This is a genomic window from Cupriavidus taiwanensis (assembly GCF_900250075.1).
GTDB lineage: Bacteria > Pseudomonadota > Gammaproteobacteria > Burkholderiales > Burkholderiaceae > Cupriavidus > Cupriavidus taiwanensis_C.
The window spans coordinates 1,752,603-1,767,650 of sequence record NZ_LT977070.1 but is presented as its reverse complement, the minus strand read 5'-3'; the positions used below and the strand labels follow the sequence as shown (position 1 = coordinate 1,767,650).

General features: G+C 66.6%; 14 protein-coding genes and 1 pseudogene. 9 read left to right on the top strand and 6 right to left on the bottom strand.

Annotated features, from left to right (window positions below):
* Positions 1 to 12 precede the first annotated feature (12 nt).
* The 3 genes from CBM2588_RS08225 to CBM2588_RS08215 form a co-directional block, all read right to left on the bottom strand.
* A complete protein-coding gene (locus CBM2588_RS08225; protein WP_172583571.1) occupies positions 13 to 1,284 on the bottom strand; it encodes a sensor histidine kinase in 1,272 nt (423 codons plus the stop codon).
* A gap of 29 nt (positions 1,285 to 1,313) precedes the next feature.
* Positions 1,314 to 2,057 (bottom strand): response regulator, encoded by a 744-nt coding sequence (locus CBM2588_RS08220; protein WP_115680106.1) that lies wholly within the window; start codon positions 2,055 to 2,057, stop codon positions 1,314 to 1,316.
* Between the two features lie 535 nt (positions 2,058 to 2,592).
* Positions 2,593 to 3,990, bottom strand: a complete 1,398-nt coding sequence (locus tag CBM2588_RS08215) for a PLP-dependent aminotransferase family protein (RefSeq protein WP_306437239.1) — start codon at positions 3,988 to 3,990, stop codon at positions 2,593 to 2,595.
* A gap of 153 nt (positions 3,991 to 4,143) precedes the next feature.
* On the opposite strand from CBM2588_RS08215, the gene cyoA reads away from it, so the two are divergent.
* From cyoA to CBM2588_RS08180, 7 genes are all read left to right on the top strand, one after another.
* Positions 4,144 to 5,154 (top strand): ubiquinol oxidase subunit II, encoded by a 1,011-nt coding sequence (gene cyoA / locus CBM2588_RS08210; RefSeq protein ID WP_115680104.1) that lies wholly within the window; start codon positions 4,144 to 4,146, stop codon positions 5,152 to 5,154.
* Position 5,155: 1 nt separating this feature from the next.
* Positions 5,156 to 7,132: a cytochrome o ubiquinol oxidase subunit I gene (gene cyoB / locus CBM2588_RS08205; RefSeq protein ID WP_115680103.1), complete on the top strand. Its 1,977-nt coding sequence runs from the start codon at positions 5,156 to 5,158 to the stop codon at positions 7,130 to 7,132.
* A 3-nt stretch (positions 7,133 to 7,135) separates the two neighbouring features.
* Positions 7,136 to 7,780: a cytochrome o ubiquinol oxidase subunit III gene (gene cyoC / locus CBM2588_RS08200; protein WP_115680102.1), complete on the top strand. Its 645-nt coding sequence runs from the start codon at positions 7,136 to 7,138 to the stop codon at positions 7,778 to 7,780.
* Positions 7,777 to 8,154, top strand: coding sequence for a cytochrome o ubiquinol oxidase subunit IV (gene cyoD, locus CBM2588_RS08195; RefSeq protein WP_115680101.1), 378 nt, complete (start codon positions 7,777 to 7,779; stop codon positions 8,152 to 8,154). The genes cyoC and cyoD overlap by 4 nt, the downstream gene beginning before the upstream one ends.
* A gap of 38 nt (positions 8,155 to 8,192) precedes the next feature.
* Positions 8,193 to 8,441, top strand: coding sequence for a hypothetical protein (locus tag CBM2588_RS08190; RefSeq protein ID WP_115680100.1), 249 nt, complete (start codon positions 8,193 to 8,195; stop codon positions 8,439 to 8,441).
* Between the two features lie 157 nt (positions 8,442 to 8,598).
* On the top strand, positions 8,599 to 9,444 hold the full coding sequence (locus CBM2588_RS08185; RefSeq protein WP_231942119.1) for a MipA/OmpV family protein: 846 nt from the start codon (positions 8,599 to 8,601) through the stop codon (positions 9,442 to 9,444).
* Between the two features lie 124 nt (positions 9,445 to 9,568).
* Positions 9,569 to 10,360 (top strand): transporter substrate-binding domain-containing protein, encoded by a 792-nt coding sequence (locus CBM2588_RS08180; RefSeq protein WP_115680098.1) that lies wholly within the window; start codon positions 9,569 to 9,571, stop codon positions 10,358 to 10,360.
* 104 nt (positions 10,361 to 10,464) lie between these two features.
* Here the strand turns inward: CBM2588_RS08180 and CBM2588_RS08175 are convergent, their stop codons facing one another.
* The 3 genes from CBM2588_RS08175 to CBM2588_RS08165 all read right to left on the bottom strand — a co-directional run bounded on the left by CBM2588_RS08175 (position 10,465) and on the right by CBM2588_RS08165 (position 12,906).
* Complete coding sequence (locus CBM2588_RS08175; protein ID WP_115680097.1) at positions 10,465 to 10,866, bottom strand: cupin domain-containing protein; 402 nt, start codon at positions 10,864 to 10,866, stop codon at positions 10,465 to 10,467.
* A 4-nt stretch (positions 10,867 to 10,870) separates the two neighbouring features.
* Positions 10,871 to 11,350 (bottom strand): carboxymuconolactone decarboxylase family protein, encoded by a 480-nt coding sequence (locus CBM2588_RS08170; protein ID WP_115680096.1) that lies wholly within the window; start codon positions 11,348 to 11,350, stop codon positions 10,871 to 10,873.
* A 188-nt stretch (positions 11,351 to 11,538) separates the two neighbouring features.
* Positions 11,539 to 12,906 (bottom strand): patatin-like phospholipase family protein, encoded by a 1,368-nt coding sequence (locus CBM2588_RS08165; protein WP_231942118.1) that lies wholly within the window; start codon positions 12,904 to 12,906, stop codon positions 11,539 to 11,541.
* A 543-nt stretch (positions 12,907 to 13,449) separates the two neighbouring features.
* On the opposite strand from CBM2588_RS08165, the gene CBM2588_RS08160 reads away from it, so the two are divergent.
* Positions 13,450 to 14,544, top strand: coding sequence for a branched-chain amino acid aminotransferase (locus CBM2588_RS08160; protein ID WP_115680095.1), 1,095 nt, complete (start codon positions 13,450 to 13,452; stop codon positions 14,542 to 14,544).
* Between the two features lie 267 nt (positions 14,545 to 14,811).
* Positions 14,812 to 15,048 (top strand): annotated as a pseudogene (locus CBM2588_RS08155) (amino acid permease); the annotation flags it as partial.

The following is a 15,048-nucleotide window of genomic DNA, read 5'->3' as shown; positions in this document are numbered from 1 at the left end:
CGGCAGCGCGGCTCAGCCCAGCCTGAGTTGCGCCTCCAGGCCACCGCCGTCGCGATTGCGCAGCGTCAGCGCACCGCCGATCGCCAGCGCGAGCTGGTGCGCAATCGCAAGGCCCAGGCCCGTGCCGCCGGTCTCCCGGTTGCGCGATGCCTCAAGCCGGACAAACGGTTGCAGCACGGACTCGAGCTGCTCCGCCGGAATGCCTGGCCCGCGGTCGAGCACGCTGATGACCACCGCGCCACCGTCCTCGCGGCGCAAGCTCAGTTCCGCCGCCCCGCCAAACTTGATGGCGTTGTCAGTCAGGTTGGTCAGGATGCGGCGCAAGGCGTGCGGGCGCGTCACGATGGCGCCATCGACACGCTGCAGGATCGTCACGGCCTTGCCGGTGTCCTGGTAGTCGTAGACCAGGCTGTCGACGAACGAACCGATATCGATCCGCGATGGCTTTTCGCCATTGCCGTGCGCGGCGCGTGCGTAAGCCAGGCCCTCCTTCACCAGCGTCTCGATCTCGGTGAGGTCGTGCATGAGCTTGCGCTTGTCGTCGGAGTCTTCCGCCATTTCGGCGCGCAGCTTCATGCGCGTGATCGGCGTCTGCAGGTCGTGCGAGATCGCGGCCAGGATCTGCACGCGCTCCTCGACAAACCTGGCAATGCGCTCACGCATGGCATTGAAGGCGCGCGCGGCACGCGCCAGCTCGGTAGGCCCGGTCTCGCTCAATGGCGGGGCACTGGCGTTCGGGTCGAGCGCGTCGGCGGCATTGGCCAGCGCCACCAGCGGGCGTATGGCCAGCCGCACGGCAAGCCAGCTGCACACCACCAGCAGCAGCAGCTGGATCACCAGCACATAGGGCAGCCATTGCGCGACCGGCGCCGGCTTCGGGTGCACGTCGATGGTCAGCGGGCTGCCGTCGCTGAGGGTCAGGTGGGCCTGCATGCGCTTGCCCTGGCCGGGGATGGACTCGACCTTGACCGGGAAGCGGCCGCCGCTCGCCTCCATGATCCGGTCGGCAACCTCCTTGGCCTGCGCTGACATCTCCGGCACGCCGGGCAGGCCCGGCCCCAGCATGTATTGATAGTTGCCGCGATTCACGTGCTTCAGCCACTGTGGGCGCTCCGCCGCGGGCAGGCGGTCCAGGATGGCGATCGACGTGGAGACGTCGGTCTCCAGGGTGCCGAGCATGACCTGGCGCGCGGTGATATAGCGCTCTGCAAACAGCACGCCGAACGACAGGCCATGCGCGACGATCAGCCCCGCCAGCAGGATCAGGAACAACCGTGCGCCCATGGTACGGGGCCAGGGCAAGCCGCGGAGATTCACTGGCGCGCCTCCACGATCTCCACCGGCATCGAGAAGACATAGCCTTCGCTGCGCACGGTCTTGATGTAGCGCGGCTCGCGGGCGTCGTCCTTGAGATGCTGGCGCAGGCGGCTGACCAGCAGATCGATCGAGCGTTCGAACATCTCGGCTTCGCGGCCCTGGGTAAGGCTGAGCAGCTGGTCGCGGTTGAGCACGCGCTGGGGATGGTCGACAAAGACGCGCAGCAGACGGTATTCCGCCCCGCTCAGGGCAACGATGATGCCCTCCTGGTCAAGCAGGTGGCGCGCGGTGGTGTCCAGTTGCCAGTCGCCAAAGGCGAGCAAGCGCCCGGCCTCGGTGATCTGCAGGTTGGGCGGAAGCATCCGGGTCCGGCGCAGCACCGCCTTGATGCGGGCCAGCAGCTCGCGCGCGGCGAAGGGCTTGGCCAGGTAGTCGTCGGCGCCCATTTCAAGGCCGACGATGCGATCGGTCTCGTCGCTGCGCGCGGTCAGCATCAGTATCGGGGTGGCCTTGTGCTTGCCGGCTCGCAGCTCACGGCACAGCACCAGGCCATCGTCGCCCGGCATCATCACGTCCAGCACGATCAGGTCGACGGCATTGGCCTCCAGGAACGACCGCATCTGCCTGCCATCCTGGGCCACGGTCACGCGCAGCCCATTCTTGGCCAGATAGGTCGATACCAGTTCCCGGATTTCCCGGTCGTCGTCAACAACCAGGATATGGTCGGTGTGTGCGTCCATCTCTATCCCTCAGTCAAGCAAAGCAAGGCGCCAGCGGGCGTCGACGCCATTGTATGGGTGCCGGCGATTCTCCGTGTATCCCACTGTATCTGGCCCGCAGGCACGCCATTTAGCGACATAGCCGCTTGCAGCGGCGGCAAGCGGACAGGGAGGCCGATACGCTACTTCCCTGCCGGCAAACCCCGGAGCCTTGCCCTGGTCGCCGACCGCCGGGCCTGGATCGGGCCAATACCGGGCAAGCCGCTCGCGGCGATACCAGCTGCAGCAAGAACAGTCCGAAGACGTGTGGGCATGACCGGCTCCGGTGGAAACACTGGGATGGCATGCATTGCAGCAGGTGCTTGTATTCACACTGTTTCACGCGAACGCCGGATTGAATCGCTTTATGTCCACAAGCTCCGCGGATACATGGCGATACAGAGTTCGGACGCGCCCATAACGTGTCATACCAGCGCCTGACATTCGGGAACTGCGTCAGGGAGACCTGATGGCGCTCAGCCGGGTATGGAAGAAGCCGGCGAGATTGCGCCGCCGGCTAGACGATCGTGATCGGATGCTGCCGGGGCCCGCGCTCCAGCAGCGCCGCCAGCCGGCGCAGCGCGTGCGCCAGCCGGGCCCGGTCGTCGACGCCGCCCAGCGAAATCCGAATGGCATTGGGCGCGCCCGCGCCATCCCAGAACACATCGGAGGGCGTGACGCGCAAATCTTCCGCCAGCGCGGCGCTGGCCAGCTGCTGCGCGGACCAGTGGGACGGCAGCCGGTGCCATACGTGGATGCCGCTGGGCGGCAGCTGGCCCATCCCGCTCAGCCAGCGGCTGGCCAGGGCCCGGCGCGCCAGCGCTTCGACGCGGATGCCTTCGAGCAGCTGCATGGCCGAGCCGTCGTGGATCCATTGCGTCGCCAGGGCCGCCGTCATGGGCGCGGGCATCAGCGCGAAGGCGCGCAGCGGCGCCAGCAGGTCGTCGCTGCCGCGGCCTTCGGGCAACAGCACATAGGCGGTGCGCAAGCCCGGACTCAGCGCCTTGGACAGCGTCGCGACGTAGTAGGTGCGGGCGGGAGCAAAGCGCGCCAGCGGCGGCGGTGCGGACGGCGTCAGCAGCCAGTAGGGATCGTCCTCGAGCAGCGCGATGTCGCAGCGCTCGGCCGCGCTGGCCAGCTCGGCCCTTCGCGAGGGCGGCATGGTGTGGGTGGTGGGGTTCTGCGCGGTCGGGTTGAGGTAGGCAAGCGTGGCGCCCTCGGCGCGGGCGGCGGCGAGCGCGTCGGGCCGCATCCCGTCCGCGTCGCACGGCGCGACCACCACGCGCCGGCCCAGCTGCGCCGCCGCGGCGCGGATGCCGGGATAGGCCAGCGGCTCGGTCACGATCGCCTCGCCGGGCCGGGTGCGGCCTAGGATCACGGCGGCCAGCGCGGCCTGCGCGCCGGGGCATACCACCAGCCGCGCGGTGTCGACCTGCCCGAACATCGGCGCAAGCCAGAGCGCCCCCGCCGCGCGGTCCGCGGCACTGCCGCCACCGAGCTGGTAGGTCATCAGCAGCTGCGGATCGCTGCGCAGCAGGACCTGGCTCAGGCCGCGCCGCAACAGGTCCTGGAAATCCACGCCCGCCGGCGGCGGCGGCACGTTCATGCTCATGTCGACCACCCGCGCCAGCTCCGCTCGCGGCGCGGCGATAAACGTCCCGAGCGCGCCCCTGGCCTCGATCAGCTGGCGCCGCCGGGCCTCGTTGTAGGCGCGCGTGACCGTGGTCAGGTCGACGCCGAGCGCTTGCGCCAGGCTGCGCTGCGGCGGCACGCGGTCGCCGGCAATGAGCCGCCCGTCGCCGATGGCCTGCTCGATGTATTCGACGATCTGCAGGTAGCGGGCGACGCCGGAGGTGGTGATCCGCAGATCCCATCCGGCCGTGATCGCGTCATCTTGTATGGACCCCGTCGCCAAAATTTTCCTCGATGTATGGCCTTTGTCTTCGAATAGCATGCCAGACATTGCCGAAGGAATCCATACAAGCCACGCCCGCGCGGGGCTGACCCAGCACTTGAATCGGAGCGCGTGGCCGGATGCCTTCGGTAATCCGTAACCAAGGTGTCCGACATGCTCAAACCTACCGCCGGGCCGGCAAACCAGAACCGACAAGGCCCGCTGCCCCGCCAGCCCTCCCGCCACAGTCCATCGCCAACCCGGCCGCACCGTATCGGCGTCTTGCTGCTCGCAGCCGGCCTGAGCGCCCTGCTCAGCGGCTGCAACCTCGAACTGCTCAATCCCAAGGGCAGCATCGGCGCGCAGGAGAAATCGCTGATCCTGATATCGCTGTTCGTGATGCTGATGGTGGTGATCCCGGTGATCTTCCTGACGCTGTGGTTTGCCTGGCGCTACCGCGAAAGCAACACGCGCGCGACCTACGCGCCCACATGGTCGCACTCGACCAGGATCGAGATCGTGGTGTGGGGCATCCCGTGCGTGATCGTGGCCTGCCTGGCCGTGCTGATCTGGGACTCGACCCACAAGCTCGACCCGTACCGGCCGCTGGAATCGGAGGTCAGGCCGCTGCAGGTCGACGTCATCGCGCTGAACTGGAAATGGCTGTTCGTCTATCCGGAGTACGGCGTCGCCTCGGTGAACCAGCTGGCCATCCCGGTCGGCACGCCGGTCAGCTTCCGGCTGACCTCGGAATCGATGATGAACGCGTTCTTCATCCCGCAGCTTGGCAGCATGGTCTACACCATGGCCGGCATGCAGACCCGCCTGCACCTGATCGCCGACACGCCGGGCATCTATCTCGGCCAGTCGGCGGCCTACAGCGGCGCGGGCTTCTCGGACATGCATTTCAAGACCCTGGCGAGCTCGCGCGAGGACTTCGATGCGTGGATCGGCAAGGCCCGCGCTTCGGGCCAGGCGCTCGATGCGAACACCTATCGCGCGCTGGAGCAGCCCAGCAGCAAGGACGCGGTCACGCTGTACGCATCGGTGACGCCGAAGCTGTTCGATCAGGTGGTCGACAAGTACATGCAGGCCTACGGCGCGGTGTGCCGCGCGGACACTCCTGAATCTCTGCAGGCCTTCCAGCGCGTCCCGTCGGCGCTCCCCGGCCGCATGGAGCAATGACATGCTAGGAAAACTGAACCTTGAGGCCATCCCCTACCACGAGCCGATCATCATGGGGACACTGGCCGTGGTGCTGGTGCTGGGCGCCGCGCTGCTCGGCGCCATCACCTACCACCGCAAGTGGAAATACCTGTGGACCGAGTGGATCTGCTCGGTCGACCACAAGAAGGTCGGGGTGATGTACATCATCCTGGCCCTGGTCATGCTGCTGCGCGGCTTTGCCGACGCGATCCTGATGCGCACGCAGCAGGCCATCGCCTACGGCGACGCGGCGGGCTACCTGCCGCCGCACCACTACGACCAGATCTTCACCGCCCACGGCGTGATCATGATCTTCTACGTCGCCACGCCGCTGGTGGTGGGGCTGATGAACGTGATCGTGCCACTGCAGATCGGCGCGCGCGACGTGGCCTTTCCGTTCGTCAACTCGCTCAGCTTCTGGCTGTCGGCGATGGGCGCGGTGCTGGTGATGCTGTCGATGTTCGTCGGCGACTTCGCCGCGACCGGCTGGGTGGCCTACCCGCCGCTGTCCGAGCTCGGCTACAGCCCGACCGTCGGCGTCGACTACTACATCTGGTCATTGCAGATATCCGGGCTCGGCACCACGCTGACCGGCATCAACTTCATCGTCACCATCCTGCGCATGCGCGCGCCGGGCCTGACGCTGATGAAGATGCCGGTGTTCACCTGGACCGCGCTGATCACCAACATCCTGATCGTCGCCATCTTCCCGGTGCTGACCGCCACGCTCGCCCTGCTCACCGCCGACCGCTACCTCGGCATGCATTTCTTCACCAACGAGCTGGGCGGCAACGCCATGATGTACGTGAACCTGATCTGGATCTGGGGCCACCCCGAGGTCTATGTGTTGATCCTGCCCGCGTTCGGCGCGTTCTCGGAAATCATCGCCACGTTCTCGCGCAAGCCGCTGTTCGGCTACAAGTCGATGGTCTATGCCACCTCGTCGATCGGCGTGCTGTCGTTCTGCGTCTGGCTGCACCACTTCTTCACCATGGGCTCGGGCGCCAACGTCAATGCCTTCTTCGGCATCATGACGTCGATCATCTCGATCCCCACCGGCGTGAAGCTGTTCAACTGGCTGTTCACCATGTACCGGGGCCGGATCCGCTTCCATACCTCGACCATGTGGACCATCGGCTTCATGGTGACGTTCGCGATCGGCGGCATGACCGGCGTGCTGCTGGCGGTGCCGGGCGCCGACTTCGTGCTGCACAACAGCCTGTTCCTGGTGGCCCACTTCCATAACGTGATCATCGGCGGCGTGCTGTTCGGCTGCCTGGCGGCGATCAGCTTCTGGTTCCCGAAGGTGTTCGGCTTCAAGCTCGACGAGTTCTGGGGCAAGGTGTCGTTCTGGTGCTGGCTGGCCGGCTTTTTCCTGGCCTTCATGCCGCTCTACGTGCTGGGCTTCAAGGGCATGACCCGCCGGATGAACCACTACGCCAACGTCGACTGGCATCCCTACCTGGTGGTGGCGATGATCGGCGCCTTCGTCATCGGCGCCGGCATCCTGGCGATGATGGTGCAGCTGGCCGTCAGCATCCGCGACCGCAAGCACAACCGCGACCTGACCGGCGACCCGTGGGACGGCCGCAGCCTGGAATGGTCGACCGCATCGCCGGCGCCGTTCTACAACTTCGCCAAGGTCCCGCACATCACCTCGCTGGAACAGCACTGGGATGACAAGGAGGCGGGACGAGCCTGGCGCCAGCCCGCCCAGTACGAGGACATCCACATGCCGCGCCCCACCGCGGCCGGCTTCCTGGTGTCGGTGTTCGGGCTGGTGTCCTGCTTCGCGCTGGTCTGGCACATGTGGCTGGCCGCCCTGGCCGGGCTGCTCGGCGCGATCGCGACCTTCGTGCTGCGCAGCTACGACCGCGATGTCGACTACTACGTCCCGGCCGCCGAAGTCGAGCGCATCGAGCGCGCCCGCTACGCCCAACTGCAGCAAGCTGCCTGAGCCATGAACCCGACGCTATCCCCAACCCTGCACCATCCGGGCAACCACGCCACGCACGCAACCACGCACGCCACCGACCACGGCCATCACGATGCCGCCGCCCATACCACGCTGGGCTTCTGGCTCTATCTGATGAGCGACTGCCTGATCTTCGCGGTGCTGTTCGCCACCTTCGGCGTGCTGTCGGGCAACACCGCGGGCGGGCCCGGCGGGCAGCAACTGTTCGAGCTGCCGTTCGTGTTCGCCGAGACCATGGTGCTGCTGCTCAGCAGCTACACCTTCGGCCTGGCCATGCTGCGCCAGGACGCCAATGCCGCGCCGCGCATGATCCGCTGGCTGGCGGCCACCTTCGTGCTGGGCGCCGTGTTCGTCGCCATGGAGGTCTACGAGTTTGCCCACCTGCTGCACCAGGGCGCCGGCCCGGGCGTCAGCGCCTACCTGTCGGCGTTCTTCACGCTGGTCGGCACCCACGGGCTGCACGTCACCGCGGGCCTGGGCTGGCTGGCGGTGATGATCCACCAGATCCGGCGCTTCGGCCTCGACGACATCGTGCGCCGCCGGCTGGCGTGCCTGAGCCTGTTCTGGCACTTCCTGGACCTGGTCTGGATCTGCGTCTTCACCTTCGTCTACCTGCGGGAGTTCGCATGAAGCCGTCCCACCTTCATTCCGTCCATCCGGACCAGCACGCCACCCACGGCAGCGTGCGCAGCTACACCATCGGCCTGCTGCTGTCGGTGGCGCTGACCGTGGCCTCGTTTGCCTCGGTGATGACCGGCGCGTTGCAAAGCCACGCCGCGATCGCGCTGGTGGTGGGCCTGTGCGTCGCGCAGCTGCTGGTGCAGCTGGTGTACTTCCTGCATTTGGGCACCGGTCCCGGGCAGCGCGGCAATACCGCCATCTTCGCCTGCACCGGCTTCCTGATCGTCATCGTCGTCGCCGGCTCGCTGTGGGTGATGCATAACGCCGACCTCAACATGATGCCGACCGGCATGTCGATCGAACGGGCACGGGCCAGGGACTAGCGCTGCAGCCGCGTTGGGAAATCCGCGTGGAGAAGACCATGCTTGCCATGCCCGATGTCGCCCGGCCGCTGTCCAGCCCCGAAGAACTATGGCGTGCCATCGCCGGGCTCTCGGCCGGGCAATTGCATACCATCATCGATAGCGCGCAGGCTACGGCGGAGCCGACGGAGGACCTCGATTCGTTCAGGCGCCGCATTGCCGGCGTGTTCGCCAATGTCGCCGGCTTCGCTCCGGCGCCGCCGCCGGAACCGATCGTGCGGGAGATGTGGGAGAAATACCGAGGCTGAACGGGAACCGCGCAGCCAGCCACTCTGGTTATACTTGGCCAAGTTTTGCTCGTGTTCGGTTTCCCCCCCCCGCAATTCCACCAAAGTTCTCCGGAGCCACGCCATGCGAACCGGGCATTGCGCCAGCCGATCACGGCATGCCTTGCCAGAGACGAGGTTGCGCAAACGCTACCGCGCGCTCCCGGCCCTTGCCGCGGCCTTCGCAACGGCCTGCGGGGCACAGGATTTCGATGCCATCGAACGGCCGTTGTGGGAAGCCGGGCTCGGAGTCGGCGGCATCACCCTGCCGCACTACCGAGGCTCGGATGCACGCGCCAACCTGCTATTCCCGGTGCCCTACTTCGTCTATCGCGGCGAGCATCTGCGCGCGGACCGCAACGGCGTGCGCGGCAAGCTGTTCGACAGCGACCGGATCGAGCTCAATGTCAGCCTCGGCCTCTCGCTACCGGTCAAGAGCAGCGAGGATGAAGTCCGCCGCGGCATGCCGGATCTCAAGACCGCAGTGGAAATCGGGCCCTCGCTGGCGGTGACGCTGTGGCGTTCCGCCGAGGACCGTACCAGGCTCGATCTGCGGCTTCCCATACGGCTGGCCATCACCGTCGAATCGTCGCCCAAGGCGATCGGCTGGATCTTCTCGCCCAACCTGAACCTCGACGTTGCCAACGTCGGCGGCCTGCCCGGCTGGAACCTGGGCCTGATGGCGGGGCCACTGTTCTCGACCGCGCGCTACAACCAGTATTTCTATTCCGTCGAAGAACAATTCGCGACCGCGGCACGTCCGGCCTACAGCGCGCAGGGCGGCTATTCCGGCAGCATGGCGCTGGCTTCGCTGTCCAAGCGCTTTCGCCATGTCTGGTTCGGCGCCTTCGTCCGCTACGACCGGCTCGACGGCGCCAGCTTCGAGAACAGCCCGCTGGTGCGCCGGAAAGACGCCCTGGCCGCCGGACTGGCACTAAGCTGGATCTTCGGTCAGTCGTCGACCTACGTACCAAGCCGGGAATAAGGCCGCGGCCGGCTCATGGCATATCGGCGCGAGACCGGCGCCGGGGCAGGCGCATGCGATATATTTCCGCATGCCGCCGTGGCCACATTTCCCGAACCCAACACAGAGAAAAACGAAAATGCCAATGACAAGGACGATCGTCAGCGCCGTTGCCCTGCTCTGCGCCGCCCCGGTGTTCTCGCAGCCGGCCGCGCCGGCCGCCGGGCTGTCGCCCACATTGACCCGCGTCGCCCAATCGGGCGTGCTGCGCGTCTGCACGCCGGGCGACTACAAGCCTTTCAGCTTCATGAAGTCGGAAGGCCAGTACGAAGGGCTCGACGTGGACCTGATGACGTCGCTGGCCGGCTCGCTCGGCGCCAAACCGCAATTCGTCAAGACCAGCTGGGCCACGCTGATGCCGGACTTCGTCGGCGGCAAGTGCGATATCGGCGCCGGCGGCATCTCGGTGTCGCTGGAACGCCAGAAGCAGGCCTATTTCAGTGCGCCCTACATGGTCAATGGCAAGACGCCGATCACGCGCTGCGAGAACGTGCAGCGCTTCCAGACCGTGGAGGCCATCAACCGGCCCGGCGTGCGCGTGATCGCCAATCCCGGCGGCAGCAACGAGCGCTTCGCCCGCACCCACCTGTCCCAGGCCAGGCTGACCATGCACAAGGACAACCTGACGATTTTCGACGAGGTGATCCAGGGCCGCGCCGACGTCTTCGTCACCGAGGCCGCCGAAGCCATCGTCCAGAGCAAGGCCCATCCCGAGCTGTGCGCGGTCAATCCCGACAAGCCGCTGCAGTACGCTGAGATGGGCTATCTGCTGCCGAATGGCGACGAGGTGTTCAAGCGGTACGTCGACCAGTGGCTGCACCTGGCCAGGGCCGGCGGGGAGTTCGATGCGCGCCGTGCGGTATGGCTGGGTAAGTAGCATGGCGCATGGCGCATGGCGCCCGGCCGCCCGACGCGAAACCGGCGGATCCTGGCCCCGTGACCCGGCAACCGGGCCGTGACCGGCCCGGGAGAACGACCGCGCTAATTCACCGGCGTAAAGACCGGCGCCCCCTGCTTCTTCAGCAGGAACACGACGAACTTCGCTGGCCTGGTCTTGCTGGCATTGCGGCCGACGGTGTGGAGGTCGTCCGGGCCTTCGTAGAAGGTTTCGCCCGCCTTCAGCGTAACTTCCTTGCCGCCCTTCACGCCCATCACGATGCTGCCTTCGAGCACATAGACGAACGCATGCGCGTCATGGCGATGCACCGGGTCGAAGCCGCCGGGCGGGTACTCCACCGTGATCATCTGGACTTCCTTGCCCGCATAGTCGGGCAGCACCTTGGTGGTCAGCGACTGGACCACCACTTCCAGCGGCGCGGCGCTGGCCAGCGGCGCCGACAGCAGCAGCACCAGGCTCGCCGCCATGGCAATCGACCGTTTCATGGCATTACTCCAGGTTGGCCTTGTCCAGCCCGAAGGCCTTGTCGGAGGAACCGGGAACCATGCGGAACGCTACGTTCAACCGGTTCCAGGTATTGATGGCGCCCACCAGGAAAGTGAGGTCGGACAGCTCCTTCTCGGAATACTGCGTGCGCACGCGCTCGTAGACATCGTCCGGCACCCCTTGCGCGGGCAGCTGGGTCAGGGCCTCGGTCCAGGCCAGCGCGGCGCGCTCGCGCGCCGAGAACAGCGTCGATTCACGCCAGATCGCCACGTGATGCAGCCGAAGCTCGCGCTCGCCGTGGATCTTGGCCATCTTGATGTGCATGTCGACACAGAACGCGCAGCCGTTGAGCTGCGACGCGCGAATCTCGACGAGCTCGCGAATGTGCTGCTCGATCGTCGTTTTAGAGAACAGGCTGTTGAGCTCCATGAGCTTCTTGGACAGCTCCGGAGACTGCTGGAAGTAGTTGAGGCGTTGCGTCATGATCGCTCCTGCTGAGATGGCGGGGATGCCTGGCGGCGCTGCGCCGGGTGGCAGGCAGGTACCGCTTGGAACGAAGCGTAGCCGTGGGCCGGACGCACCGGTAGTGCCGCAGCAGTACACGCACTGTTACCGCGCCGGCACCAATCGTCGGGCACGATGCGGCTGCGCCGGGCCTGCCGGCAACGTAACTACCGGACCGCGTTGGCTTCGCGCTCGAACTCGCGGATCACCGGGTTGCCCAGGATGGCGTCCCGGCCGGCTTCGATCAGGCGATCGACATCCTGCTCGGGCAACCGAAGCCGGGTCGGCAGCTCGTTCAGGCTTGCGGCACGCGCCTTGTCGAGGGAGTCGAATGCGATCCGCGTGACGAAGAATTCGACGTCGTCGCAACGCCAGCCTGGACGGCTTGCGGCGATGGCCTGCTGCCGTGCAAACGGCAGCGCGCAGCGATAGGCGACCAGGTCGTTGCGCCACTGGCGCGTCATGGGCACGAAGGCGTCATAGCTCATGCGCACGTTGGTGGCCATGGCGGCATCGATGGACGCGTTTGCCACTTCGATCCCCGACGGGCCAACCTGGCTTTGGTTCCAGTCGCCACGCGGACCCTGGCCGGCATCGACCACGACAAACAGCAGCCGGCGCACCTTGATGGCGTCGTTCTCGCTCATGGGCCCGTAGGCCGTGCCCAGCAGCAGGCGCGACTGGAAAATGGTGGCTAGCCCGTAGTTGTCCGTCACGCCGCCGTCGACCAGCTTGACGTACTTGCCTTTGGACAGATCCCGGTGGCCGCGCACGGCAACCGCCAACGCGCCAATCAGCAGCGATTGCCCCGGCGCCTCGGCGTGATCCAGGTTGGGCAGCGGCGCGCGGCAAGCCTCGGGATGCTTCTCCAGCACGATGGGCGCGAAGAACAGCGGCACCGCCATCGACGCCGCGACCGCCTCGGAGACGGGAAAGCTGGCGAGATCGCTGCACAGCGCATCGAAGGCGAGCTGGCTGAACGGAAATGCGACCCGATAATAGACGTTGGTGGCGTTGATCCACACCAGCGGCTTGCCGCGGCGGAACATGTCGGCGTAGGTGGCCCCCTTGAACACGTCCTCGTCCAGCCAGGTCCGGAGGTCTTCCCGATTATTGAGGCCCCCGCCAAAGAGCCGCGCAATATTGAAGGGGTTAAGGAGGCTGAAGCGCAGCCGCGCCTCGCCGTCCTTCAGCAGCACCGACCGGAACGTTGCCAGGCTGTCCTTGCCGTGCAGGCCGTAGTAGGCGGCGGTGAGCGAGCCTCCGGACACGCTGCTGATGAAGGCCACGTCGTCGAGCAAGGACGCGCCGCCGGAACCCCGCATGGCGTCAAGCCCCTGCAGCGCGCCGAAGGCGAACGCCGCGGCGCGCGTGCCGCCGCCGGAGAACGCCATGGCGACGGTAGTCGGCCCGGCGACATCGACGGGTTCACGCAGCGGTACGGTGGCGCTGGCGGCCGTCGCCTGGGGCAGATTGCGGGGGACATTGTGAGACAGCGAGCCGCAGGCGCCGACTCCCGCAAGCAGGAGCACCATCAGGGCGCGGCCCGCCTTGCCGCAGGTGCCACGCCTGCTTCGTGGCCGGCCCGGTGGCCCGGGCAGGCAGTTGTTCCGGCGGAGAGAGGGATCGTGACAAGACATGCTTGGCGTGGCGCAGGCTGCTGGATGGGATGGTCGAGATGCGTTGCCGCAAGCATCCGGTGGCGGATGCCTCAGCATGATATGGCATCACGTCGGCCACGGCACGTACCTCGCCACCGAGGGGATCGCCGTCACGATCGCTGACCCGAAGACCTCGGGGCGGCAGCGGAACCCATCGCCCGCTATGCGTTTTGCAGATACCAGATGTCGGAATTCTTCAATTTACTGCGTGGCGACCGCTTCATACACTGCTCCGAACAAAAAGAAGCATCCGGAGACAGACATCGTGAATCCCACCGCACGCGCCAGCCCGCGCCAGGCCGCGGCCGGTTGCCCGAAGCCGCACCTTTGCCCGATACTCCCTTGCAGCGCACCCGCCCCGGCAACGCTACCGCGGCGGCCAGGCCGTACGGCCCAACACCCCCCGAGCACTGAAGCATGAGCACCGAAAATCCACTGCAGTTCGTTCTGGAGCCCCATCCCGGCCCCACCCCCGCCGAGCAGATCGCTGCCAGGCTGGAGAGCCCCGTCTTCGGTCGCGTGTTCACCGACCACATGGTCACGATCCGTTGGACCGACGGTCGTGGCTGGCATGACGCCAGGGTGGAAGCACGCCGGCCTTTCCAGATCGACCCCGCCTGCGCAGTGCTGCACTATGCGCAGGAGATCTTCGAAGGCATGAAGGCATACCGTGGCGAGGGCGGCAGGATTTCGCTGTTCCGGCCGCAGGAAAACGCCAGGCGTTTTCGTGCCTCCGCCGCCCGCATGTCGATGGCGGAACTGCCCGAAGCCACCTTCCTGCAAGCCGTGGAAGCGCTCGTCGATATTGACCGTGCCTGGATTCCCGGCAGCGAGGGCAGCCTGTACCTGCGCCCGTTCATGTTCGCCTCGGAGAGTTTTCTCGGAGTGCGCTCCTCGGCCGAATACATATTTTGCGTGATCGCATGTCCGGTCGGCCCCTATTTCAAGCCGGGCAAGTCCGCCGTGACCGTCTGGGTGTCGGATCAATACACCCGCGCGGCTTCCGGCGGCACCGGCGCCGCCAAGTGCGGCGGCAATTACGCGGCCAGCCTGATTGCGCAGACCGAGGCCGCGGCCAAGGGCTGCGACCAGGTGGTGTTCCTGGACGCGGCCGAGCACCGCTGGATCGAGGAGCTCGGCGGCATGAACGTGTTTTTCGTGATGGATGACGGCTCGCTGCGCACGCCGCCCCTGAAAGGGACCATCCTGCCGGGCATTACCCGCGCTTCGATCATCGAACTGGCGCGGCACGAGGGCATTCCGGTCGACGAAACGCCCTACGACTTCGAGTCGTGGCGCGCCGATGCAGCCAGTGGTCGGGTCAGGGAAACCTTCGCCTGCGGCACCGCCGCGGTCGTCACCGCGATCGGGCAGGTGCGCCACGCCGGCGGCGAATTCACCATCGGCAACGGCGGCGAAGGCGAAGTCACGCAACGGCTCCGTACCTTGCTGACCGGCATCCAGCGCGGCAGTATCGCCGACCCGTTCGGATGGGTGCACCACGTCGACTGAGACCGGCGTGATTGACCTCGGCGGCGAGCAAGGCATCGCAGGGCAACGCTCGCCGCGTTGATTTGGCTTGACATCTGTCCCCGCCGCCTCTGCGGTCTGGGCAATTCCAAAAAAATTACCGGGACCGGCGCGCGACCTGCATGCCGGCAAGCGTTGTCGTCTACCCGTCGGCACGCTGCCCGGATGCCACCGCACCGCATGCCGCGTCGCCATCTCCGGCGCGGATCCGTGCGCGCGCGCGGCACAACCCATGCAGGAGATCCCTATATGAGCTTGTTCCGAACCAAGAACATCGACGCCATGCTGGCGCAGACGCACGCTGCCACCCTGAGGAAGGTGCTGGGTCCGGTCGACCTGGTGCTGATGGGCATCGGCGCCATCATCGGCACCGGCATCTTCGTGCTGACCGGCACCGGCGCGCTGACCGCGGGGCCGGCGCTGACGGTGTCTTTCGTGATCGCGGCGCTGGCGTGCGGCTTTGCCGCGCTGTGCTACGCGGAGTTT